The organism is Pseudomonas sp. SWRI18, from assembly GCF_014268345.1.
Lineage (GTDB): Bacteria > Pseudomonadota > Gammaproteobacteria > Pseudomonadales > Pseudomonadaceae > Aquipseudomonas > Aquipseudomonas cedrina.
Window position 1 is genome coordinate 228,448 of the sequence record NZ_JACCQQ010000002.1, and the last position, 23,696, is coordinate 252,143.

The following is a 23,696-nucleotide window of genomic DNA, read 5'->3' on the forward strand; positions in this document are numbered from 1 at the left end:
GCATCTACACAATTTTCAGGGGCTGACAAATCTCCCTGTAGTGAGCGGGCTTGTCCCGCGCTGGGTGGCGAAGCCGCCCCAAACCAGGCGACTCGGTTTTTCTGTAAACCGGTGGTGACTGTCATTAGGGTGGCTTCGCCACCCAGCGCGGGACAAGCCCGCTCACTACAAAAGTGTGTAGATACCTATGCTGCGATGCAGGCACCTCGGTCATTCAGACACACCGAGGTGATGCCATCGCGGGCAAGCCCGGCTCCCATGCCCTGTAAGCTGGCTTTGGCTTGTATGCACATGTCTATCCCCGACACTCCATCAGTCTTATCCCCTCCGATGTTTCTGTTTAGCGCCCGCGCCCCTATAATGGCTGCCTTTTTCGCCCAATGATTTGCGGAGCTGGTGATGGTCGAACGTATGGCGTCCGTCGAGCGCGACACTCTGGAAACCCAGATCAAAGCCTCGATCAACCTGGATGGCACCGGAAAGGCCCGATTCGATATCGGTGTACCTTTTCTTGAGCACATGCTGGACCAGATCGCCCGTCACGGGCTGATCGACCTGGATATCGTCAGCAAGGGCGACCTGCATATCGACGACCACCACACGGTGGAAGACGTAGGCATCACCCTCGGCCAGGCCTTTGCCAAGGCCATCGGCGACAAAAAAGGCATCCGTCGCTACGGCCACGCCTATGTCCCGCTGGACGAAGCGCTGTCGCGCGTAGTCATCGACTTCTCCGGCCGCCCTGGCCTGCAGATGCACGTGCCCTACACCCGCGCTACCGTGGGCGGCTTCGATGTCGACCTGTTCCAGGAATTCTTCCAGGGTTTCGTCAACCACGCCCTGGTCAGCCTGCACATCGACAACCTGCGCGGCACCAACACCCACCACCAGATCGAAACCGTGTTCAAGGCATTCGGCCGCGCGCTGCGCATGGCCGTCGAGCTGGATGACCGCATGGCCGGGCAAATGCCGTCGACCAAGGGCGTTCTGTAATGCAGACGGTCGCGGTTATCGATTACGGCATGGGTAACCTGCACTCGGTGGCCAAGGCCCTCGAGCACGTAGGTGCCGGCAAGGTGCTGATCACCAGCGATGCCAACGTGATTCGCGAAGCCGACCGGGTCGTGTTTCCCGGCGTGGGCGCGATTCGCGATTGCATGGCCGAGATCCGCCGCCTGGGCTTTGACAGCCTGGTGCGCGAAGTCAGCCAGGACCGCCCGTTCCTCGGCATCTGCGTGGGCATGCAAGCCTTGCTCGACAGCAGTGAAGAGAACGACGGCGTTGACTGCATCGGCCTGTTCCCGGGCCAGGTGAAGTTCTTCGGCAAGGACCTGCATGAAGACGGCGCTCACTTGAAGGTCCCGCATATGGGTTGGAACGAAGTGAGCCAGCGCGTGGATCACCCGCTGTGGCACGAAGTGCCGGACATGGCGCGTTTCTATTTTGTGCACAGCTACTACATCGCCGCAGGTTTACCGGAGCAGGTGGTGGGGGGCGGTCACTACGGCGTCGACTTCGCCGCGGCATTGGCCGACGGTTCGCGGTTTGCGGTGCAGTTCCACCCGGAGAAGAGCCATACCCACGGCCTGCAATTGTTGCAGAACTTCGCCGCGTGGGATGGTCGTTGGTAATGGCCAAGAAGCCGAAGCCGCCGATCTTGAACCTCACGCCCGACCAGGAGCGTGAGGCCACCCACAAGATCAAGCTGTTCATGGAAGACCGCTTCGAGCTCAAGTTGGGCTCGTTCGAGGTCGCCGAGATTCTTGAGCTGTTCACCACCGAAGTGGCGCCGCACTATTACAACAGGGCGATTTTCGATACGCAGACGCTCCTCAAAGAAAGGTTCGAAAGCATCGAAAGCGACCTGTGGTCGCTTGAGAAACCCTGATTTCCCAAGCATTGCTGAATATCGAATAAGGTTTGCCAGATGCTGATTATCCCCGCTATCGATCTCAAGGACGGCGCCTGCGTCCGTCTGCGCCAAGGCCGCATGGAAGATTCCACCGTGTTCTCCGACGACCCGGTGAGCATGGCTGCCAAATGGGTGGAAGGGGGCTGCCGTCGTCTGCATCTGGTGGACTTGAACGGCGCCTTCGAAGGCCAGCCGGTCAACGGCGAAGTGGTCACCGCCATCGCCAGGCGCTACCCGAACCTGCCGATCCAGATCGGTGGCGGTATCCGTTCCCTGGAAACCATCGAGCACTACGTCAAAGCGGGTGTGAGCTACGTGATCATCGGCACCAAGGCCGTGAAAGACCCGGCCTTCGTTGCCGAAGCCTGCCGCGCCTTCCCAGGCAAAGTGATCGTCGGCCTGGATGCCAAAGACGGCTTCGTCGCCACCGACGGCTGGGCCGAGATCAGCACCGTGCAAGTGATCGACCTGGCCAAGCAGTTCGAAGCCGACGGCGTGTCCGCCATCGTTTATACCGACATCGCCAAAGACGGCATGATGCAGGGCTGCAACGTACCGTTCACCGCCGCGCTGGCCGCTGCGACGAAGATTCCGGTGATCGCTTCCGGCGGCATTCACAACCTGGGCGACATCAAGTCGCTGCTGGACGCCAAGGCCCCCGGCATCATCGGCGCCATCACCGGCCGCGCGATCTACGAAGGTACCCTGGACGTCGCCGAAGCCCAGGCTTACTGCGATGCCTACAACGGCTGAGGACTGACCATGGCGCTGGCCAAACGCATCATCCCTTGCCTGGACGTCGACAACGGTCGCGTGGTCAAGGGCGTCAAGTTCGAGAACATCCGTGACGCCGGCGACCCGGTGGAAATTGCCCGTCGCTACGATGAGCAAGGTGCCGACGAGATTACCTTTCTCGACATCACCGCCAGCGTCGACGGCCGCGACACCACCTTGCATACCGTCGAACGCATGGCCAGCCAGGTGTTCATCCCGCTGACCGTGGGCGGTGGCGTGCGCACCGTGCAAGACATACGCAACCTGCTCAACGCCGGCGCGGACAAGGTCTCGATCAACACGGCGGCGGTGTTCAATCCGGAGTTCGTCGGCGAAGCCGCGCAGCACTTCGGCTCGCAATGCATCGTGGTCGCCATCGACGCCAAGAAAGTCTCCGGCCCCGGCGAAACCCCGCGCTGGGAGATCTTCACCCACGGCGGTCGCAAGCCGACGGGCCTGGACGCGGTGGAGTGGGCGATGAAGATGGAAGGCCTGGGCGCCGGTGAAATCCTGCTGACCAGCATGGACCAGGACGGCATGAAAAACGGCTTCGACCTGGGCGTAACCCGTGCCATCAGCGATGCGCTGGGCATTCCGGTGATTGCATCCGGCGGTGTCGGCAACCTGCAGCACTTGGCCGACGGCGTGATCGAAGGCCACGCCAGTGCGGTGCTGGCGGCGAGTATTTTTCACTTCGGCGAATACACCGTTCCCGAGGCCAAGGCGTACATGGCGGCGCGCGGTATCGTTGTGCGCTGAAGGGGCTGGACAGCATGGCAAGTGCGCGGCACTCTCTGCGCTTGCCATGGATTCCGGTAACTTTCATGTTCAAGCACCTGCTGCTCGCCCTCGCCAGTACGTCCGTCCTTCTGGCTGGCCCAAGTCACGCCGATGAGCCATCCGGTGGCTCCCTGGTGCTGCTGACCGAGAATTTCCCGCCCTACAACATGGCGAAAAACGGCAAGAACTTCGCCAAGGACGAGAACATCGAAGGCATTGCCGCAGACATCGTGCGCGAAACCTTCAAGCGTGCGGGTATTTCCTACAACCTGACCCTGCGTTTCCCTTGGGAGCGAATCTACAAACTCGCCTTGGAAAAGCCTGGCTACGGTGTGTTCGTGATGGCCCGCCTGCCGGATCGCGAAGCGCTGTTCAAATGGGTCGGCCCCCTGGGCCCGGATGACTGGGTGCTGCTGGCCAAGGCCGACAGCAAGATCCAACTGGCCGACCTTGAGCACGCCCGCCGCTACAGAGTCGGCGCCTACAAAGGCGATGCCATTGCCGAGACCCTGGAGAAACAGGGGCTCAACCCGATCGTTGCGCTGCGCGACCAGGACAACGCGCAAAAGCTGGTGGATGGCCAGATAGACCTGTGGGCCACTGGTGATCCGGCGGGCCGTTACCTGGCCCGCCAGGTCGGGGTGACCCAACTCAAGACTGTGTTGCGCTTTAACAGCGCCCAGCTTTATCTCGCGCTGAACAAAGAAGTGCCGGATGACGTGGTGGCCAGGCTGCAAGCGGCCCTCGATCAGTTACGGAGTGAGGGTGTCGTCGATCAAATCATGGCCCGTTACCTCTAGATCCGGCTGCGCTTGCGGGGTTTCTACCGTTGGAATTGCCTCATCCGGCAGCGGCTCGATGTCGGGTGACTCGCTCATATACACGTGGTCGCCATTGGTGTAGCTGACGGTCGTTGAAACCTGGCTGCCATCCTGACGCAGCAGGCAGTATTCACTGTGCAACAGGTAAGCCGCGACGGCCTTCCTCGGCGGCACATACGTGATGATTTCCAACGGCGAGGAATGGCTCCAGCCTTTCGCGGAGCGTTGGGTATGCGTGAAGTCACGATCCAGCTGCGCCGAAAAACTCAATTCAAACGCCTGTGGATGCGCAGACCACTCTTTGCTCAAGTCGACGCTGGTGTTGAACGCCAACGCCCTGGCATTCCCGCCAAGCTCGCCCTTGGCGGCCGTCCACATGAACGGCTGCGGGGTTGCCCCGGTGTTGTGCCCGAAGCCGCCAAGGCGATGACGGTCCGTGCGTTCGAGTCGATAGGTGGGCGACGACTGAAGCTGTTCGACGGCGTTCAGTTCCGGGTCTTTTACACAAAACCACGGCAGCTCGCAGACTTGCAGCGTGGCGCTGCTTTCATCAGCGGGTGGGCTTTCATACCCGCTGAGCGCGGGAGGTGGCGGCAAGTCGTTCAACTGCGCGGTCAACGCCAGGCGCAGCGAGTAGGTCTCGATACCTGGCTTGGCATAACTGTCATGGCCGAGGAAGGTACCGGGCGCCAGGTAAGCTTCACCGGCGGGCGCATCGGGAGGCGTGACCGACCAGAGGCTTAAATCGTTGGCGCAGCCGCTGCCTTTATCGTTCCAGATCAGCTCGCCCACTTGCGCCGTCACGACCAGGTCTTCTCGCACACAGCGCACGGCATGGCGCGAGGGTTTGTCGTAGCCGACGCCACACACCAGCCCCATCGTGACGTAGCCCTGCGGGGCAAGCGGGCGCCAGATGGAAAAGTTGGCGTGCGCCCCAGTCCCTTCATCGTGCCACACCAGGTGATAGTCAACGGGCGGACGCAGCGCCGTGCCGTGCGCTTTATTCGCGTCGCTCACGACTGCGACGATTTTGCCTTGATTGATATTGCGATAGTGGCCGACGGCAATATCGCCCAAGGCGTAAAACGGGCTCAGTACATCCGACGTTGTGCTCGGCCGCCAGAGGCCCACGGCCTTTTGCGCGTTGGATCCCTTATCGTTCCACAGCGGCAGGAACTCGCTGGTAAAGCTGATGAGCAGGTCGTTGAATTGCAGAGGTTTCATGGAAATCGCTCCAGTTGATTGGAGCATCAACTGTCGAGCAGTGAGCGCGTGGGCGGGCTGTATCTATCTATGCGCAGGAAGGTAGGTGCCGTTTTTGCCGTGACCCGCCATCGCCTGGTTGCTGCGCACACTGATCATCAACCTGATATCGATCCACTCCACGCCCTGTGCCTGGAGTTTGGGCAGCTCGCGCTCCAGGACCGCCAGGGTTTGCGGGTAAGGGTGGCCGATCATCACCACCGAGCCCTGTTTGTGGGCCAGCTTGATTGCGGTTTGCAGTTGGGTGGCGATCGCCGCTTCGGTGCGTTCGTCATCCAGGAATACATCCCGCGAAACATGGGCCAGACCAATCTTCTGTGCCTCTGCCGCCGCGACGGTTTGCGCGCTGGTGCGGCTGTCGACAAAGAATTTGTTGCGTCGTTGCAGCTCGCTCATCAACCAGGCCATGGCTTGTGGTTGCGCGGTCATGCGGCTGCCCATGTGGTTGTTGACGCCGGCTGTGAAGGGCACGGCCTGGAATGCAGCGTCGAGGCGCTTGCCGAGTTCTTCGATGGAAAGCTCGGGGTGCCAGGCGAACGGGCCGGTGGCCGGGTCCATGGGCATGTGCAGGATCACGATCTTGCCGGCCTTGTGCGCCTCGCGGGCAAACTCGGCGGCGTGGGGCGTGTCGGGCATGATAGCCGTTGTCACCGGCCCCGGCAGGGCCAGCACGCGACGATCCCGGGGCAGGTTTTGCCCGAGGTCGTCGATGATCAGGGTCAGGTAGGCTTTGTGCGGCGCTTCGGCCGGCGTCGCGTGGGCGACGCCGGCCAGGCTGCACAGCAAAGCGATGATCAGGGCCGCGCGCATATCAACGGCTGCGCGTGATGCTCAGGCCCTTGAGCAGGCTCAGCGCCTGGGCCAGTTGGTAGTCATCGTCCTGGGGCATCGGCTTGGCTTTTTTGCCGCTGCCCGTCGGTTGGTCGGCGCCGCCGTTGCCATTGCCCAGGTGACCTTGCAGGTCCGCCTCCTTGTAGTACTCGCTGTCGATCTCGTTGGTGATCTTGGCCTTGCGCACCTCGATGTCCGGCACGATGCCCTGGGCCTGGATCGAGCGGCCGTTCGGCGTGTAGTACAAGGCCGTGGTGATCTTCAGCGCACGCTCGTTGTTCAGCGGCAGCACCGTTTGCACCGAGCCTTTGCCGAAGCTGGTGGTGCCCATCAGCACACCGCGTTTCTGGTCTTGCAGGGCGCCGGCAACGATCTCCGAAGCCGAAGCACTGCCGCCGTTGATCAGCACCGCCAGCGGCACGTTCTCGCTCAGGTCGTTGCCGGTGGCCGAGAAGCGCAGCTCGGAGTTGGCGATGCGGCCTTTGGTGTAAACAATCAGGCCCTTGGTGATGAAGTGGTCGACCACTTCCACCGCCGACTGCAGCACGCCGCCTGGGTTGTTACGCAGGTCGAGCACGATGCCGTTGAGCTTCTTGCCGTTGTCCTTGCGCAGCTTGGCCAAGGCCTTGGCCACTTCGTCGCCGGTCTTGACCTGGAACTGGGTGATGCGGATGTAACCGTAGCCTGCCTCCAGCAACTGGCTCTTCACGCTCTTGACCACGATGGTCGCGCGGGTCAGCGTCACGTCGAACGGGTTGCCGCCGTCGCGCACCAGGGTCAGGGTGATCTTCTGGCCGATCTTGCCGCGCATCTTGTCGACGGCTTCGGTCATGGTCTGGCCACGGGTCGGCTGGCCGTTGATCTTGACGATAAAGTCACCAGCCTGGATGCCGGCCTTGGACGCCGGCGTGTCGTCGATCGGCGACACCACCTTGATGTTGCCGTCTTCGGCGCCGACTTCGATGCCCAAGCCACCGAACTCACCGCTGGTGCTTTCCTGCAGCTCGGCGAAATCTTCCGGGCCCAGGTAGGCGGAGTGCGGGTCGAGGTTGCTGAGCATGCCCTTGATGGCATTTTCCAGCAGGGTCTTGTCGTCTACGGGTTCGACATAGGCTGCCTTGATCCGGTCCATGACCTCGGCAAAGGTGCGCAGCTCGTCCAGCGGCAACGGCGCCCTAGTGGTCGCGGCAGAGGTCGCGGCCGTGGCGGCGGGTGCAGCCGGGGCGGCCTGATCGGCGAAAGCCAGGGGCGCGCCGATCACCAGGGCGATCGTCAGGGCCAGCGAAGTGAGGCGGGACAAATGCAGCATGTCGAACGAACTCCTAATGTAGATGCGGCCCTATCCTTGGGAACGGCACCATTGTGCGGGATCGCTCGGGCGACCCTGCTGACGAATAGCGAAGTACAACGCCGGAGTTTCCTGGCCACCACTGTTACCGACAGTGGAGATGGACTCACCGGCTTTTACAACATCACCTGCCGACTTGAGTAATGTCTGATTGTGGCCATAAAGGCTCAAATAGCCATTACCGTGGTCGAGAATTACCAATAAACCGGCGCCGCGCAGCCAATCGGCGAATACCACGCGGCCGCCATGCACGGCGTGAACCGCACTGCCGGCAGAGGCGCTGATCATCACCCCATCCCACTTGGCGCGGGTGTCGTCGCCACGGGTTTCACCGAAGCGTGCCAGCAGTCGACCATCAACCGGCCATGGAAGTTTGCCGCGTGCTAAAGCAAAAGGGCCGCCGAACGACTCACCGGCACTGGAAACCAGCGGGCCAGGAGCTGCATGCGCCGGTTTGCGCGGTGCCGGGGCGTCCGAGGTGGCTGCCAGTTCGGCCTCACGCTGGCGCTTTTTTTCGGCTTCCTGCTGGGCGATCAGCGCTTTTTGCCGCGCTTCCTCCGCCTCGCGTGCCTGGCGCGCCAGGGTTTCCTCGATGGTCTTGAGTACTTTGGCCAGGTCGGCCTGGTCCTGCTCGCGGGCCTGCAGCTTGGCATCGCGGGCCTTTACGTCGTCACTGAGCTTGGCCAGGGCCAGTTGACGCTCCTTGCGCACTTTGTCCAATTCGTTGCGCTGAGTGTCGAGTGCGCTTTTCTGGTCTTGCAACTGCGACTGCTGGTTGGCGATTTCCTGCTCGACGTTGACCAACTGGCGCAGCGTCTCGTTGAAGCTCTTGAGTTGCTCCAGGCGAGCTTTGCTCAGGTAGTCGTAGTAGGTCAGGGTGCGCGCGAATTTCTCGGGGTTCTGCTGGTTGAGCAGCAGCTTGAGGTATTCCTGGCGGCCGTTCTGATAGGCGGCACGCGCCTGGATCGCGATCAAGCGTTGCTGTTCAACGCGTGCGCTCTGGAGTTTTTTTTTCTCAGCGTCGAGTCGCTCCAGTTCCGACTCGCTCTTCTTTAGTTCTTTTTGCAGCTCCTGGACCTGCTTCTCCAGCTTGCCCATTTCGGTTTCCGTGCCGCGCAGATCTTTCTGCACCCCGGACTTTTCTTCCTGGAGCTTGCCCAGCAGCTTCTTCAGCTCGGCAATGTCCTGACGCGTAGCGTCCAACTGTTGTTGGGTTTGTGCACGCTCATCGGCAAACGCCGGTTGGAGCAGGCAGACAAGAGCAAGGGTAATCAAGGCGCGAAGCATAGAGGCGGGCGACACCAGGGAAAGGGACGGTCTAGTATGCCCGCCCCACGCTGCAAAAAAAACGCCCAATTCGGGCTGAGAGGCAAGATAGGTACCGAGTGGCGCTGGTATGGCGAATGGCTATCTTGGAATCGCCGCACAACCCATGTGGGAGCGGGCTTGCTCGCGAATGCGGTGGTTCAGTCAACATCTTCATCGACTGACCCTCCGCATTCGCGAGCAAGCCCGCTCCCACAATGGTTTCGCGGTGAGGCTGAAATCAGACCAGTATCGAAGTCCCGGTCATTTCCTGCGGCTTCTCCAGCCCCATCAACATCAGCATCGTCGGCGCCACATCCGCCAGCACCCCGCCTTCGCGCACCTTGAAATCACGCTTGCCGACGTAAATGAACGGCACCGGTTCGGTGGTATGGGCGGTATGGGCCTGGCCGGTGGACTCGTCGGACATTTGCTCGCAGTTACCGTGGTCGGCAGTGATGAGTGCTTCGCCGCCAACTTTTTCCAAGGCTTCAACGATACGGCCGACGCACAGGTCCAGGCATTCCACGGCCTTGGTCGCGGCTTCCAGGTTGCCGCTGTGGCCCACCATGTCGCCGTTGGCGTAGTTGACCACGATGACGTCGAAGCGCTGGTGCTCGATGGCGTCGACGATCTTGTCGGTGACTTCCGGCGCGCTCATTTCCGGTTGCAAATCGTAGGTGGCGACTTTAGGCGACGGGATCAGGATGCGCTCTTCGCCCGGGAACGGCTCTTCGCGCCCGCCGGAGAAGAAGAAGGTCACATGGGCGTACTTCTCGGTTTCGGCGATGCGCAGTTGGGTCTTGCCGTTTTTCGCCAGGTAGTCGCCCAGCACGTTGTCCAGGCTGCCGGCTGCAAACGCGGCCGGGGCCGGAATGCTGGCGGCGTATTGGGTCAGGCCGACGTACTGCACCTTCGGCTGGCGCGCACGCTCGAATTCCTTGAAGCCGTCTTCCACGAACACACGGCTCAGCTCGCGGGCACGGTCGGCGCGGAAGTTCATGAACACCACGGCGTCGCCGTCTTCAACCTTCACCGGCTCGCCGATGGTGGTGGCTTTGACGAACTCGTCGCTCTCGCCACGGGCGTAGGCGGCTTCCAGGCCCTCCTGGGCGGTAGCGGCGTTGAATTCGGCCTGGCCATCGACGATCAGGTTGTAGGCTTGGGATACGCGGTCCCAGCGATTGTCGCGGTCCATGGCGAAGTAACGCCCGACGATGCTGGCGATGCGGCCCTTGCCCAGGGCGGCGAAGGTGGTATCGAGCAGTTCGATGGACGATTGCGCGCTTTTCGGCGGGGTGTCGCGGCCGTCGAGGAAGGCGTGCAGGTAGATCTTGTCGGCGCCGCGCTTGAACGCCAGTTCGGCCATGGCCACCAGGTGGTCCTGATGGCTGTGCACGCCGCCGTCGGACAACAGGCCCATGAAGTGCACGGCCTTGCCGGCCGCCACTGCTTTATCTACCGCCGCGCAGATGGTCGGGTTCTCGAAGAACTCGCCATCGCGGATCGCTTTGGTCACGCGGGTGAAGTCCTGATAGACCACTCGTCCGGCGCCCAGATTCATGTGGCCGACTTCCGAGTTGCCCATCTGGCCGTCCGGCAAGCCCACGTCCATGCCGGAGCCGGAGATCAGGCCGTTGGGAACGGTGGCGGTCAGGCGGTCCAGCACGGGCTTGCGCGCCGCGTATACCGCGTTGTCGTGGTGGCTTTCACTGTGTCCGAAGCCATCGAGAATTATCAGGACCAAAGGTTTAGGCGTGGTAGTCATAGATCCTCTCGCGGCGGTAATAAAGGAAGACAATTGAAAAGGGAGTGGCAGTTTAAAGCGAAGTTCCGACCACGTCACCGCTTTACGGGGGTTGGCCCCCCCTGGCGGCTGTGTATACTTACCGCCATTTTAACGCCCTGGAACCTCCTTGATGGTTGATCACCTGATTGCATTTGCCACTGCCCACTACCTGCTTGTGGGTGCCTTCGTCATCCTGCTCGCGCTGCTGATCGCTCATGAAATGAGCCGTGGTGGCCGCAGCCTGAGCACGGCGGAGCTGACCGCGCTGGTCAACAAGGATGAAGCCGTTGTCGTCGACATCCGCCCGGCCAAGGATTTTGCCACCGGCCATATCGTCGGTGCCCTGAATATTCCGCAGGACAAGCTGATCGCGCGCCTGGCCGAGCTGGAAAAGCACAAGGCCAAGACCATCATCCTGGTCGACGCCCAGGGCCAGCACGCCGGCACTCACGCCCGCGAGATGCTCAAGACCGGCTTCACCGCCGCCAAGCTGTCCGGTGGTATCAGCAGCTGGCGCGCCGATAACCTGCCTTTGGTGAAGTGATATGAGCCAGGTTGTCGTGTATTCCAGCGATTGGTGCCCTTACTGCATGCGGGCCAAGGCCCTGCTTGAGAAGAAGGGCGTTGCCTTCGAAGAAATCAAGGTCGACGGCAAACCCCAGGTGCGCGCCGAAATGGCCCAGAAAGCCGGCCGCACGTCGGTCCCGCAAATCTGGATCGGCGACAAGCATGTCGGTGGCTGCGATGACCTGTTTGCTTTGGAACGCGCCGGTAAACTCGATGCGCTGCTCGCCTGAAGCCCAACCCTTAAAGACCCCAAGATAGACAAGGATCTGCGATGACTGACCAACAGAATACCGAAGCAGCAGAAGCTCAAGGCCCACAGTTTTCGCTGCAGCGCATCTACGTGCGTGACCTGTCGTTCGAAGCGCCGAAAAGCCCGGCCATCTTTCGCCAGGAATGGACCCCAAGCGTTGCGCTGGACCTGAACACCCGCCAGAAAGCCCTGGAAGGCGACTTCCACGAAGTCGTGCTGACCCTGTCGGTCACCGTCAAGAACGGCGAAGAAGTGGCCTTCATCGCTGAAGTGCAACAGGCCGGTATCTTCCTGATCCAAGGTCTGGACGAAGCGTCCATGAGCCACACCCTGGGCGCGTTCTGCCCGAACATCCTGTTCCCGTATGCCCGCGAGACCCTGGACAGCCTGGTCACCCGTGGCTCGTTCCCGGCACTGATGCTGGCTCCGGTGAACTTCGATGCCCTGTATGCGCAAGAGCTGCAGCGTATGCAAAGTGAAGGTTCGTCGACCGTTCAGTAATCTCGAACCCGACGCAGATCTAAATGTGGGAGCGGGCTTGCTCGCGAATGCGGACTGTCAGTCAACTGATTTGGCGACTGATCCACCGTATTCGCGAGCAAGCCCGCTCCCACATTTGTTATGCGGTGTTATTTAAAACCGAGTTGGCGCCAGCCTTCATAGACGGCAACGGCTACGGTGTTCGATAAGTTCAAACTGCGGCAACCCTCGCGCATCGGCAAACGCAGGCGATGACCGTCGGGCAATGCATCAAGCACCTCGGCCGGCAAGCCGCGACTTTCCGGGCCAAACAGAAACGCGTCGCCCTCGGCAAAGCTGGCATCATGGAACGGCCGCGAACCCTTGGTGGTGAATGCGAACAAGCGTGGGTGCCCCAGGCTTTCCAGGCAGCTGGCCAAATCGGCATGGCGCTTGAGCGTGGCGTACTCGTGGTAGTCCAGCCCGGCGCGGCGCAGGCGCTTGTCGTCCATGTCGAAGCCCAGGGGCTCGATCAAATGCAGGTGGCAGCCACTGTTGGCGCACAGCCTGATAACGTTGCCGGTGTTCGGCGGAATTTCTGGTTGAAAAAGGATGACGTGAAACATGCACGGCTCCGAAGGCAAAGATGCGCTGCATTCTACCCCTGAAGAAGACCCGAGGCCGAAGCTATTGCCGAGGGTCATGGGTTCGTTGGCGATTGTCGGCCTCATGGTCGGCCTGATGATCGGCCGCCTGACCACCCCCGACCCGGTCGAGCTGCAACAGGTCGAAACCGCAGCGGACGGCGTGGTGGTGTGGTTCAACAGCGAGCCCAAGCTGCACGGCGAGCACATCGACGGCACCGTGGCGCTGCTGTTCGACGCGCAAGGCCAGGCTGCCGGTGGGCAACTCAAGGTCAATGAAAAGGACGTGAACTGGCGTGTGCGCAAGACCGACGCGGGCCTGTTGCTGAACCTGGTCGCGGCTCGGCCCTTGCGTGGGGTGTGGAGTGGGGAGGCGGTCGATGACCGCTGGCGGTTGGAGATCCATCTCCAGGAGCAATAAAAGAGGGAGTTCCCGGCCTGCCTGTACCAGGGCTCCCAAAACGGGGTGAAGCCTTAAGGCTTCGGTGTTAAAGAGGGGATTCTCGGCCTGCCTGTACCAAGGTCCCCGAAACTGGGTTGTACTGGGGTTATTGCAGGGTGCGTGCCAGAGTTGTTGGATCGTCCCAAAAGAATCTTGCAGAAAGCACAAAGCCCCGGATTACGGGGCTTTGGTGGTTTTGGCTTTAAGATTTTTCTTGGCGAAGTTCAGGTTGCAGGCTTTGGGCCCGTGCCCAATGCCGGTTCATGGTGCATTGAAGCGGTGCACGGTCCCGGAACCTTATGGAGATCCAAATGTGGGAGCGGGCTTGCTCGCGAAGGCGATACTTCAGTCGATAAATTCATTGACTGACACACCGCATTCGCGAGCAAGCCCGCTCCCACATTGGATCTTCAGTGGGGCTGAGATTCAGCCCTCATCCCCCTCATCATCATCCCCACCATCAACCTTCATCCCCAACTCCTTGATCTTGCGCGTCAGGGTATTGCGCCCCCAACCCAGCAGCACGGCGGCATCGCGGCGGCGCCCGGCGGTGTGCTTGAGGGCGGTTTCGATCATGATCCGCTCAAACGCCGGCACCGCACTGTCCAGCAGGTTCGACTGGCCGCGTGCCAGGGCCTGGTCAGCCCATTGGCGCAGCGCCTGCTCCCAGTTGGTCACCGGTGCCGAGTCCTGCGGCAGGCTCAACAGCTCCGGCGGCAGGTCGCTGATGTGCACTTCGCGCCCGGACGCCATCACGGTAATCCAGCGGCAGGTGTTCTCCAACTGACGCACGTTCCCCGGCCACGGCAGGTTCTTGAGGTATTCCTCGGTCTCACTCTTGAGCAGCTTCGGCTCCACGGCCAGCTCCAGGGCGGCGCGGCTGAGGAAGTGGCGGGCGAGGGTCGGGATATCTTCGCGGCGGTCCGACATACGCGGGATGTGGATGCGGATCACGTTGAGGCGGTGGAACAAGTCCTCACGGAACTTGCCCGCGTGCACCAGGGTTTCCAGGTTCTGGTGGGTCGCCGCGATGATGCGCACATCGACCTTGACCGGCGTATGCCCGCCAACGCGGTAAAACTCACCGTCCGCCAGCACGCGTAGCAGGCGGGTCTGGGTGTCGGCCGGCATGTCGCCGATTTCATCGAGGAACAGCGTGCCGCCGTCGGCCTGCTCAAAGCGGCCGCGGCGCAGGTTGGCCGCGCCGGTGAACGCGCCTTTCTCATGGCCGAACAGCTCGGACTCCATCAGGTCCTTGGGGATGGCCGCCATGTTCAGCGCAATGAACGGCGAAGCCGCCCGAGGGCTGTGACGGTGCAGGGCGTGAGCGACCAATTCTTTACCGGTGCCCGACTCGCCGTTGATCAGCACGGTGATGTTGGAATGGCTCAAACGCCCGATGGCGCGAAACACTTCCTGCATCGCCGGCGCTTCACCGATGATTTCCGGGGTGCGGGTCAGGGCCGGTGGGGCTTGCTGGTTCTGCTGTTCCTGGGCGTGCTGGTTGGCGCGCTTGACCAGCGCCACCGCCTCGTCCACGTCGAACGGCTTGGGCAGGTACTCAAAGGCTCCGCCCTGATAGGACGCGACAGCGCTGTCCAGGTCCGAGTGCGCGGTCATGATGATCACCGGCAGGCGCGGGTGCTGCTCACGGATCCGCGCCAACAGGTCGAGGCCGCTGGCGCCGGGCATGCGGATGTCGGAGATGATCACGTCGGGCTGCTGGCGCGCCAGGCGGCTCATCACCCCGTCGGCGCTGTCGAAGCTCTGGGTGGTCATGCCTTCCTGTTGCAAGGCTTTCTCCAGGACCCAGCGGATAGAACGGTCGTCGTCAACGATCCAGACAGTTTCACTACGGCTCATGTCGAGGGGGCTCCTTGTTCCAATGGCAGGAAGATCGAGAACGTGGTGTGGCCGGGGTGGCTCTCACATTCGATCAGGCCCTGATGCTGGCTGATGATGTTCTGGGTAATGGCCAGGCCCAGCCCGGTACCGTCCGGGCGGCCGCTGACCATGGGAAAGAAAATGGTTTCCTGCAGTTCCGCAGGAATGCCGGGGCCGTTGTCGATGATCTCGACCTTGGTCACCAGGCGGTGGCGCACATGGCCAATGGTGAATTGGCGCAGGGCGCGGGTGCGCAGGCTGATGCGGCCCAGGCGCAGCTCGTTCTGGCTGCTGATGGCCTGCATGGCGTTGCGCACGATATTGAGCACCGCCTGGATCATCTGCTCGCGGTCGATCAATACGTCTGGAATGCTCGGGTCGTAATCGCGCACCAGGGTGATGCAACCCTGGCTTTCAGCCTCGACCAGTTGACAAACACGCTCCAGCACTTCGTGAACGTTGGTCATCGCCAGGGACGGCAACTTGTTGGAGCCGAGCATGCGGTCCACCAGGTTACGCAGGCGGTCGGCCTCTTCGATGATGACGTTGGTGTAGTCCTTGAGGTGCTCTTCCGGCAGCTCGCGGGCCAGCAACTGCGCCGCGCCACGAATGCCGCCCAGCGGGTTCTTGATCTCATGGGCCAGGCCGCGTACCAGCATCTTGCTGGTTTCCTGCTTGGACAGCTGCGCCTCTTCCTTGGTGATGCGCAGCAGGCGGTCGCGGGGGTGCACTTCGAGCAGCAGCAGGGTCGCGCCGTTGCTCAGGATCGGGGTCACGGCGTAATCGACGGTCAACGACTGGCCGGTGAGGGCGGTGAGCATCGCTTCGCGCTTGGTGAACGGATGGGCTTGCTCCACGGCCTGGCGCAAGGAACTCAAGGCCTCGGCCGACTCGGTGAACAATTCGCTGATGAACTGCCCATGGCTGCGCTGGCCGCTGATGGCCAGGAGCATCTCCGCCGCCGGGTTCATGTACTCAAGGCGCAGGTCGTCGTTGAGCAGGATGGTCGCGGTAGTCAGATTGTCGAGTAACAAACGGTGCAGTGCATCGCTGATGGTCATCAGGACCTCTTTTGGAGCAAGGCGCGGGCTTGAGGCACACGCTGATACAAGGAAAATGCAAAAACCAAACCAAGGCTCCGAAAAGAAGCGCAAAGGCGCTGAAATAGGGGTTTTAAGCGCGAAACTGTGGCGTTCTGCCAGCTGATTCGGGAAGAATCGAACCAAAATGGGCTGGTCGGATGGGAAGCGTGCAAGGCCGTGCACCAATATAGTGCTTTTTTGTGAGGTTTGTTCAGGATGCCTCTGAATGCACGCAAACCAAATGTGGGAGCGGGCTTGCTCGCGAAAGCGGTCTGTCAGTGGTTGGTATATTGACTGACACACCGCCTTCGCGAGCAAGCCCGCTCCCACAGTTTTGATTGGGTTTGCAGCTTTAGCCCTTGTAAATGCACAGCTCGGCCGTGGCGCGGATCATCGCCAACTGGCGCAGCGGGTCGTTCAACGGCTCATGCACCGCTTCGGCCAGCCACTTGGGGCATTGCGGGTCGGTGCGCTGCGGGGTGAAATCCGCCAGTTGCTGCAGCAGGCTTTTTTGCAGTTGGTCCAGTTGCGGACGAATCTGCTTCACCAGGTCCGGGCGCGGATCATCAGGCGCCTTGCCCTGGAACTGCCAGTCGGACAGATGGGTGTACTGCACCAGTTTGTTCGCCTCGATCTGCGCCGAAAAAAACTGCTCGGCGGCGGCGGGGTCCAGTTTGTAGCTCGGTGCCTGGGCAACGACACTGGCGATCACCTCCTGCTCGCGCTTCTTGTCCTCTACGGGCTTGTGGCTGTCCCATTTGCTCAGGGCGACCTGGTCGGCAATGGCCAGGCGCTCGGCGATGCTATTGAGCAGCGGTTCAAGGGTGGGTGGCGCGGCTACGGCGCTGACGCTGACGAATAGCAGGGCGAACGCAAGATGACGTTTCAACGGTGATCTCCTTGTGGGAGCGGGCTTGCTCGCGAAAGCGGTGTATCAGGCAATGCATCAACGACTGACAGACCGCTTTCGCGAGCAAGCCCGCTCCCACATTTGATTGGGTTTGCAGGTTTGAGTCTGTGTCAGCTCAAGGCTACCTTAACTTGCGCGGTTGCCTACAGGTGCGCCAGAATCCGCCGGCTTGTACGGCTGGCTTGTCGTCTCTAAGGTTGCTCGGTCGCTGCTCATCAGCGATCAGGTTTAGTAGCCTGAGGGTCAAGTTAAGCGTGTACCGCACCGTTCTTTATGGCGGCTGTGTGCAGGGCATCTTCGGATGCGCCGGTTTTTGCTTAACTTCCCCGGTCTACTAACCTGCGCACAGCTGCCACCTAATCGTTTAGTAGCGAGTCGATGGCGGCCTCATTCGAGGAAGTTAAGACATGTTCAAGCCAACCCCAAATCCACCCCCGTCCGTCTTCACCATCGCCGCCGATATCGACGACGAAGCCCTGATGATCAACAGCTTCGAAACCTTCTCCTCGGTCAGCACCTTGTTGCTGGACCTGTCCGAAGACCTGGACGGCAAGCACCGCGATGTCGCGCTGGCCATTCACCAACTGAGCGCCCTGGGCACGCAGATGGTCAGCCGTATGCTCGACCGCCAAACGGCCACCTGACAATTCCCAGGCAAAAAAAGACCTCCCGAACAGGAGGTCTTTTTGCATCACGCCACGTTAAGCAGCGTTACCGGATCAGCAGCTGTAGTACAGCTCGTATTCCAGTGGGTGTACGAAGGTGCGAACCTTGATTTCTTCTGCGCTCTTGAGCTCGATGTAGGCATCGATAAAGTCGTCGCTGAACACGCCGCCTTTGGTCAGGAACGCACGGCCCTTGTCCAGCTCTTCCAGGGCTTCTTTCAGGCTGCCGCACACTTGTGGGATCTCTTTGGCCTCTTCAGGCGGCAGGTCGTACAAGTTTTTGTCGGCGGCGTCGCCTGGGTGGATCTTGTTCTGGATGCCGTCCAGGCCGGCCATCACCAGGGCCGCGAAGGCCAGGTACGGGTTGGCCGCCGGGTCCGGGAAGCGTGCTTCGATACGGCGAGCGCGCGGGCTGGACACGTAAGGAATACGGATCGAGGCAGAGCGGTTGCGCGCCGAGTAGGCCAGCATCACTGGAGCTTCAAAACCTGGGACCAGACGCTTGTAGGAGTTGGTCGACGGGTTGGTGAAGCCGTTCAGGGCCTTACCGTGCTTGATGATGCCGCCGATGAAGTACAGGGCGGTGTCCGACAGGCCGGCATAACCTTCGCCGGCGAAGGTGTTCTTGCCATCTTTGGCGATGGACAGGTGAACGTGCATACCCGAACCGTTATCGCCGTACAGTGGCTTAGGCATGAAGGTCGCGGTACGGCCGTAGGCAACGGCAGTGTTGTGTACGCAGTACTTCAGGGTTTGTACTTCGTCAGCCTTGGCGACCAGGGTGTTGAACTTCACACCGATTTCGTTCTGGCCGGCAGTCGCCACTTCGTGGTGATGCACTTCGATGACCAGGCCCATGTCTTCCATGGCGTTGCACATGGAGGTACGGATTTCGTGGTCGTGGTCGAACGGTGGAACCGGGAAGTAGCCGCCTTTGATACCTGGACGGTGGCCATGGTTGCCGCCTTCCACGTCCTGGTCGGACATCCAGGAGCCTTGTTCGGAGTAGATCTTGAACATGGAGCCGGAGATGTCGGACTTGAACTTCACTTGATCGAAGATGAAGAATTCCGGCTCCGGGCCTACGAATACGGTGTCGCCGATACCGGTCGACTTCAGGTATTCCTCGGCACGCTTGGCGATCGCACGTGGGTCGCGGTCGTAGCCTTGCATGGTCGACGGCTCGATGACGTCGCACACCAGGATCAGGGTCGGCTCTTCGGTGAACGGGTCCAGCACGGCAGTGCTGTCGTCCGGCATCAGGATCATGTCGGAGGCTTCGATGCCTTTCCAACCGGCAATGGAGGAACCGTCGAACATTTTGCCTTCTTCGAAGAACGCATCATCCAGCGCATCGCGAGCCGGCATGGTCACGTGGTGCTGAGTGCCTTTGGTGTCCGTGAAGCGCAGATCAATCCATTTAACGTCATGATCTTTGATGAGTTGAACCGACTTCGACATAGTGTCCTCCGGGTGGCTTCGGGCTGGGGTAGTGGAGTTAGCCCTTAGAATGTGGGTGATGCCGGCGCGGATAGTCCGCCATGGCAACCTGCCTCACAAGAGAGCAAATTGCATGCCAGTGCGCCAACATGGGTTTTGTGCTCCAAAAGCGACCCTATAAAGGTGCATTGCGACAAAAGCCAGAAAATGGCGCACTGCAATGTGGCGCGGCAACCTCAAAGTGCACTGCTTTAGTGCGCGGTGGTTGCTGTGCATATTAACTGGTTAAACCTTGAGCGATTTCCGCTATAATCCGCGCCCCCCTTTTTCGGCAGGTCCGGCACGCGCTGTTTCCATGAAATTAATCGTTAAAGTCTTCCCCGAAATCACCATCAAGAGCCGACCGGTACGGATGCGTTTCATCCGTCAGTTGGCCAAGAACATCCGTGCCGTGCTCCGCGATCTGGACCCGGCTGTGGTGGTGAATGGCGTGTGGGACAACCTCGAGCTGGAAACCCGCCTGACCGATGCCAAAGCCTTGAAGGACATGACCGAGCGCCTGAGTTGCATGCCGGGCATCGCGCATTTCCTGCAGGTGGATGAGTACGCGCTGGGCGACTTCGATGACATCACCGAAAAATGCAAATTGCACTTCGGCGACAGTCTGGAAGGCAAGATTTTTTCGGTGCGTTGCAAGCGCGCCGGCAAGCACCCGTTCAGCTCCATGGATGTGGAGAAATACGTCGGCAGCAAGCTGCGTCGCGAGTGCGGCGCAGCTGGAATTTCCCTGAAAGCACCGCAAATTGAAGTGCGCATGGAAATTCGCGACCAACGGTTGTTTGTGATCCACAGCCAGCACAACAGCATCGGCGGCTACCCGCTGGGCGCCCTGGAACAGACCCTGGTATTGATGTCCGGCGGTTTCGATTCCACGGTCGCGGCCTACCAGATCATGCGGCGCGGCCTGATGAGCCACTTCTGCTTCTTTAACCTGGGCGGGCGTGCACACGAATTGGGCGTGATGGAAGTGGCGCACTTTATCTGGAAGAAGTACGGCAGCTCCCAACGCGTGTTATTTGTAAGCGTACCGTTCGAAGAAGTGCTGGGCGAAATTCTCGGCAAAGTCGATAACAGTCATATGGGCGTGGTATTGAAGCGTATGATGTTGCGCGCCGCGTCCCGGATCGCCGACCAACTGCAGATTGATGCGCTGGTGACCGGTGAAGCGATCTCCCAGGTGTCCAGCCAGACGCTGCCGAACCTGTCGTTGATCGACTGCGTGACCGAGAAACTGGTGCTGCGCCCACTGATCGCCAGCCATAAACAGGACATTATCGACCTGGCAGAAGAAATCGGCACCGCCGACTTTGCCAAGCACATGCCTGAATATTGCGGGGTCATTTCGGTGAACCCCAAGACCCACGCCAAGCGCAACCGCGTGGAGTACGAAGAACAACAGTTTGATATGGCGGTTCTGGAGCGTGCGCTCAAGAACGCCAAACTGGTCCCGATCGATCGTGTCATCGACGAGCTGGGCCAGGATGTGCAGATCGAAGAAGTCAGCGAAGCCCTGGCCGGCCAGATCATCATCGACATCCGTCACCCGGATGCCGCTGAAGACGAGCCGCTGGACATTCCTGGCATCGACGTACAAACGCTGCCGTTCTATGCATTGAACGCGCGTTTCAAGGAACTGGATGACAGCCGTCAGTACCTGCTGTATTGCGACAAAGGCGTGATGAGTCGCCTGCATGCCCACCATTTGCTCAGTGAGGGGCATGCCAATGTGCGCGTTTATCGACCGAGCTAAGAGCCCGGGGCTGTTTGCCTGTGGCCTGCGTCACCGGCCCCCCGACTCTGCCGTCAAGCTGTAACGGCAAGGCCTGACTCTACTGTAAATCGCTGCCACGACCTGTCAGCACACCGAATCCTCTGATCGAGATACACAAGTGATCGAAAATCTACGTAACATCGCCATCATTGCTCACGTTGACCATGGTAAAACCACCCTGGTAGACAAACTCCTGCGTCAATCCGGCACCCTGGAGCGCAACGAGCTCAACGACGAGCGCGTGATGGACTCCAACGACCAGGAAAAAGAGCGCGGCATTACCATCCTGGCCAAGAACACCGCTATCAACTGGAACGGCTACCACATCAACATCGTGGACACCCCGGGCCACGCCGACTTCGGCGGCGAAGTAGAACGCGTAATGTCGATGGTCGACTCCGTTCTGCTGCTGGTTGACGCTCAAGACGGCCCTATGCCGCAAACCCGTTTCGTGACCAAGAAGGCTTTCGAAGCCGGCCTGCGTCCGATCGTGTGCATCAACAAGGTTGACCGTCCAGGCGCGCGTCCGGACTGGGTTCTGGACCAGATCTTCGACCTGTTCGACAACCTCGGCGCCACTGAAGAGCAGCTTGATTTCCAGGTGATCTACGCCTCGGCCCTGAACGGCATCGCCGGTCTGGAACACACCGCCATGGCGGAAGACATGACCCCGCTGTACCAGGCGATCGTTGACCACGTTCCACCTCCGAAGGTTGACCGTGAAGGCCCGTTCCAGATGCAAATCTCGGCACTGGACTACAACAGCTTCCTGGGTGTTATCGGCGTTGGCCGTATTGCCCGTGGCAGCGTCAAGCCGAACACCCCGGTTGTCGCCATTGGCGCCGACGGCAAGAAGCGCAACGGTCGTATCCTGAAGCTGATGGGTCACCACGGTCTGCACCGCATCGACGTTGAAGAAGCTTTCGCCGGCGACATCGTGTGCGTGAGCGGTATGGATTCGCTGTTCATCTCCGACACCCTGTGCCAGCCGGACACCGTCGAGGCGATGAAGCCTCTGACCGTCGACGAGCCAACCGTTTCCATGACCTTCCAGGTAAACGACTCGCCTTTCTGCGGTAAAGAAGGCAAGTTCGTGACTTCCCGTAACATCAAGGAACGTCTGGACAAAGAGCTGCTGTACAACGTTGCACTGCGCGTTGAAGAAGGCGACTCGGCTGACAAGTTCAAGGTCTCCGGCCGTGGTGAGCTGCACCTCTCGGTACTGATCGAAACCATGCGTCGCGAAGGCTTCGAAATGGGTGTTGGTCGTCCGGAAGTGATCATCCGTCAGGTTGACGGCGTGAAGCAGGAACCGTTTGAAGACGTGACCATCGATACCCCGGAAGAATCCCAGGGCAAGGTCATGGAAGAAATGGGCCTGCGTCGCGGCGACTTGACCAACATGGTGCCGGATGGCAAAGGCCGTGTGCGTCTGGAATACAACATCCCTGCTCGTGGTCTGATCGGTTTCCGTAACCAGTTCCTGACCCTGACCAACGGTGCTGGCATCCTGACCTCGATCTTCGATCGCTACGACACCATGAAATCCGGCGACATGTCCGGCCGTCAGAACGGTGTTCTGGTCTCGGTAGAAACCGGCAAGGCGCTGACCTACTCCCTGGAAACCCTCCAGGCGCGTGGCAAGCTGTTCGTTGAGCACGGTCAAGAGATCTACAACGGTCAGATCGTTGGCTTGAACAGCCGTGACAACGACATGGGCGTCAACCCAACCAAAGGCAAGAAGCTCGACAACATGCGTGCTTCGGGCAAAGACGAAACCATCGCTCTGGTTCCACCAGTGAAGTTCACCCTGGAACAGGCCCTGGAGTTCATCCAGGACGACGAGCTGTGCGAAGTCACGCCTAAGTCGATCCGCCTGCGTAAGAAGATCCTGGACGAAGGCGAGCGTACCCGCGCTGCCAAGAAAGCCAAGAACTGAGTTAACTCAGGCTGAATGAAAAACGCCCCCGGTCGAAAGGCCGGGGGCGTTTTTTTGTGTCTGCAGTTTGTGTGCAGAGCGGGCTCTTGTAGTGAGCGGGCTTGTCCCGCGCTGGGTGGCGAAGCCGCCCCAACCCAGGCACAGAGTTTCTCCAGTTAAAACGAGGTATCAGGTTTTGGGGCGGCTTCGCCACCCAGCGCGGGACAAGCCCGCTCACTACAGGGGATCAGAATTTGTCGAGGGTCTTGAACTTGGTCTCGCGCACCACTTCCTTCGGCTTATACGCACAGTACCCCGGCCGCGGCCCGATTTTCGGGTGATTGCGGCAAGTATCCGGGCGCTTGTCGTAAATGGTGCAGAAGCGCGTCTTGCGATCCAGGTACAAGCAGTCGTTGTTGCTCATGCGCTGCAGGGTAAAAATTTCGGACTTGGAATTGAAGCGCTCGACGATGCCTTCCTTCTGCAAGCGCTTGGCGATGTTCTTCGGCGGGTCGCCGCGCTCGAACTCGTCAACGATGCCAATGCGGATCAGGTCCTTGATCTTCACTTCGACCGGCAGCGTGCAGCAGCTGGACACGCAGCCGCCGCACATGTGGGCGGAATATTTCTGCCAGGTCTCGAGGCGGTCGAGTTCCGCGGCGGCGATCAATTGAGGCTTCATCAGGGTTCCAAAAGGTGGGGCTGTATCCGGGCGCGCGATCATACCGGGATTGGTGATTTTTTGAACAATATTTTCAAGATTTCATCTTTGCCGGAGATC

At 60.4% G+C, this 23,696-nt stretch carries 24 protein-coding genes; 13 read left to right on the forward strand and 11 right to left on the reverse strand.

The annotated features are described in order from the left end of the window. The first annotated feature begins 399 nt into the window (after window positions 1-399). The 6 genes from hisB (at window position 400) to H0Z09_RS03725 (ending at window position 4,266) form a co-directional block, all read left to right on the forward strand. Window positions 400-993: an imidazoleglycerol-phosphate dehydratase HisB gene (hisB, locus tag H0Z09_RS03700; RefSeq protein WP_003237513.1), complete on the forward strand. Its 594-nt coding sequence runs from the start codon at window positions 400-402 to the stop codon at window positions 991-993. After that, a complete protein-coding gene (hisH, locus tag H0Z09_RS03705; RefSeq protein WP_186687481.1) occupies window positions 993-1,631 on the forward strand; it encodes an imidazole glycerol phosphate synthase subunit HisH in 639 nt (212 codons plus the stop codon). Before hisB ends, hisH begins: the two co-directional genes overlap by 1 nt. After that, entirely contained in the window at window positions 1,631-1,888 is a 258-nt protein-coding gene (locus H0Z09_RS03710; protein ID WP_186687483.1) for a DUF2164 domain-containing protein, read from the forward strand. Before hisH ends, H0Z09_RS03710 begins: the two co-directional genes overlap by 1 nt. A 39-nt stretch (window positions 1,889-1,927) precedes the next feature. Further along, on the forward strand, window positions 1,928-2,665 hold the full coding sequence (gene hisA / locus H0Z09_RS03715) for a 1-(5-phosphoribosyl)-5-[(5-phosphoribosylamino)methylideneamino]imidazole-4-carboxamide isomerase (RefSeq protein ID WP_065885760.1): 738 nt from the start codon (window positions 1,928-1,930) through the stop codon (window positions 2,663-2,665). Between the two features lie 9 nt (window positions 2,666-2,674). Next, window positions 2,675-3,445 (forward strand): imidazole glycerol phosphate synthase subunit HisF, encoded by a 771-nt coding sequence (hisF, locus tag H0Z09_RS03720; RefSeq protein ID WP_003171107.1) that lies wholly within the window; start codon window positions 2,675-2,677, stop codon window positions 3,443-3,445. Between the two features lie 65 nt (window positions 3,446-3,510). Beyond that, window positions 3,511-4,266 (forward strand): ABC transporter substrate-binding protein, encoded by a 756-nt coding sequence (locus tag H0Z09_RS03725; protein ID WP_186687486.1) that lies wholly within the window; start codon window positions 3,511-3,513, stop codon window positions 4,264-4,266. On the opposite strand, the gene H0Z09_RS03730 is transcribed toward H0Z09_RS03725, so the two are convergent. The 5 genes from H0Z09_RS03730 to gpmI all read right to left on the reverse strand — a co-directional run bounded on the left by H0Z09_RS03730 (window position 4,219) and on the right by gpmI (window position 10,802). Further along, on the reverse strand, window positions 4,219-5,511 hold the full coding sequence (locus H0Z09_RS03730) for a Vps62-related protein (protein WP_186687489.1): 1,293 nt from the start codon (window positions 5,509-5,511) through the stop codon (window positions 4,219-4,221). The genes H0Z09_RS03725 and H0Z09_RS03730 overlap by 48 nt on opposite strands. A 63-nt stretch (window positions 5,512-5,574) precedes the next feature. Continuing rightward, entirely contained in the window at window positions 5,575-6,360 is a 786-nt protein-coding gene (locus tag H0Z09_RS03735) for a divergent polysaccharide deacetylase family protein (RefSeq protein WP_186687492.1), read from the reverse strand. Between the two features lies 1 nt (window position 6,361). Further along, window positions 6,362-7,690 (reverse strand): S41 family peptidase, encoded by a 1,329-nt coding sequence (locus H0Z09_RS03740; RefSeq protein WP_186687495.1) that lies wholly within the window; start codon window positions 7,688-7,690, stop codon window positions 6,362-6,364. 30 nt (window positions 7,691-7,720) lie between these two features. Next, window positions 7,721-9,016, reverse strand: coding sequence for a murein hydrolase activator EnvC (locus H0Z09_RS03745; protein WP_186687497.1), 1,296 nt, complete (start codon window positions 9,014-9,016; stop codon window positions 7,721-7,723). Window positions 9,017-9,275: 259 nt separating this feature from the next. Then, entirely contained in the window at window positions 9,276-10,802 is a 1,527-nt protein-coding gene (gene gpmI, locus H0Z09_RS03750) for a 2,3-bisphosphoglycerate-independent phosphoglycerate mutase (RefSeq protein WP_186687499.1), read from the reverse strand. Window positions 10,803-10,953: 151 nt separating this feature from the next. Here gpmI and H0Z09_RS03755 point away from each other — a divergent pair, with 151 nt between their 5' ends. Genes H0Z09_RS03755 through secB form a run of 3 tightly spaced genes read left to right on the forward strand, consistent with a single transcriptional unit; the run spans window position 10,954 to window position 12,141 of the window. Continuing rightward, window positions 10,954-11,367 carry a rhodanese-like domain-containing protein gene (locus tag H0Z09_RS03755; RefSeq protein WP_076951659.1) on the forward strand — a complete coding sequence of 138 codons (414 nt, stop codon included), beginning with the start codon at window positions 10,954-10,956 and terminating at the stop codon, window positions 11,365-11,367. Between the two features lies 1 nt (window position 11,368). Next, on the forward strand, window positions 11,369-11,620 hold the full coding sequence (gene grxC, locus H0Z09_RS03760) for a glutaredoxin 3 (protein ID WP_076951660.1): 252 nt from the start codon (window positions 11,369-11,371) through the stop codon (window positions 11,618-11,620). Between the two features lie 41 nt (window positions 11,621-11,661). After that, the gene (gene secB / locus H0Z09_RS03765) at window positions 11,662-12,141 is read left to right on the forward strand and encodes a protein-export chaperone SecB (protein WP_003237490.1); all 480 of its coding nucleotides are present in this window, start codon (window positions 11,662-11,664) and stop codon (window positions 12,139-12,141) included. Window positions 12,142-12,269: 128 nt separating this feature from the next. Here the strand turns inward: secB and H0Z09_RS03770 are convergent, their stop codons facing one another. After that, the gene (locus H0Z09_RS03770) at window positions 12,270-12,725 is read right to left on the reverse strand and encodes a tRNA (cytidine(34)-2'-O)-methyltransferase (protein WP_003171120.1); all 456 of its coding nucleotides are present in this window, start codon (window positions 12,723-12,725) and stop codon (window positions 12,270-12,272) included. Between H0Z09_RS03770 and H0Z09_RS03775 the strand changes: the two genes are divergently transcribed. Continuing rightward, a complete protein-coding gene (locus H0Z09_RS03775) occupies window positions 12,724-13,164 on the forward strand; it encodes a hypothetical protein (RefSeq protein ID WP_186687501.1) in 441 nt (146 codons plus the stop codon). The two genes, H0Z09_RS03770 and H0Z09_RS03775, sit on opposite strands and share 2 nt — an antisense overlap. 447 nt (window positions 13,165-13,611) lie before the next feature. Here H0Z09_RS03775 and ntrC read toward each other — a convergent pair whose 3' ends face one another. The 3 genes from ntrC to H0Z09_RS03790 form a co-directional block, all read right to left on the reverse strand. After that, entirely contained in the window at window positions 13,612-15,048 is a 1,437-nt protein-coding gene (gene ntrC / locus H0Z09_RS03780; RefSeq protein WP_186687503.1) for a nitrogen regulation protein NR(I), read from the reverse strand. After that, window positions 15,045-16,130, reverse strand: a complete 1,086-nt coding sequence (gene glnL / locus H0Z09_RS03785) for a nitrogen regulation protein NR(II) (RefSeq protein ID WP_186687505.1) — start codon at window positions 16,128-16,130, stop codon at window positions 15,045-15,047. The genes ntrC and glnL overlap by 4 nt, the downstream gene beginning before the upstream one ends. A 373-nt stretch (window positions 16,131-16,503) precedes the next feature. Beyond that, window positions 16,504-17,040: a chorismate mutase gene (locus tag H0Z09_RS03790; RefSeq protein ID WP_186687507.1), complete on the reverse strand. Its 537-nt coding sequence runs from the start codon at window positions 17,038-17,040 to the stop codon at window positions 16,504-16,506. Window positions 17,041-17,468: 428 nt separating this feature from the next. Here H0Z09_RS03790 and H0Z09_RS03795 point away from each other — a divergent pair, with 428 nt between their 5' ends. Then, window positions 17,469-17,705 carry a DUF6124 family protein gene (locus H0Z09_RS03795; RefSeq protein ID WP_186687509.1) on the forward strand — a complete coding sequence of 79 codons (237 nt, stop codon included), beginning with the start codon at window positions 17,469-17,471 and terminating at the stop codon, window positions 17,703-17,705. Window positions 17,706-17,780: 75 nt separating this feature from the next. Here the strand turns inward: H0Z09_RS03795 and glnA are convergent, their stop codons facing one another. Further along, window positions 17,781-19,187, reverse strand: coding sequence for a type I glutamate--ammonia ligase (gene glnA / locus H0Z09_RS03800; RefSeq protein ID WP_012721762.1), 1,407 nt, complete (start codon window positions 19,185-19,187; stop codon window positions 17,781-17,783). Window positions 19,188-19,521: 334 nt separating this feature from the next. Between glnA and thiI the strand changes: the two genes are divergently transcribed. Beyond that, a complete protein-coding gene (gene thiI, locus H0Z09_RS03805) occupies window positions 19,522-20,976 on the forward strand; it encodes a tRNA uracil 4-sulfurtransferase ThiI (protein ID WP_186687512.1) in 1,455 nt (484 codons plus the stop codon). 139 nt (window positions 20,977-21,115) lie between these two features. Next, entirely contained in the window at window positions 21,116-22,936 is a 1,821-nt protein-coding gene (typA, locus tag H0Z09_RS03810; RefSeq protein WP_064450260.1) for a translational GTPase TypA, read from the forward strand. Window positions 22,937-23,162: 226 nt separating this feature from the next. Here the strand turns inward: typA and H0Z09_RS03815 are convergent, their stop codons facing one another. After that, window positions 23,163-23,597 (reverse strand): YkgJ family cysteine cluster protein, encoded by a 435-nt coding sequence (locus H0Z09_RS03815; RefSeq protein WP_017529542.1) that lies wholly within the window; start codon window positions 23,595-23,597, stop codon window positions 23,163-23,165. Window positions 23,598-23,696: the final 99 nt, after the last annotated feature.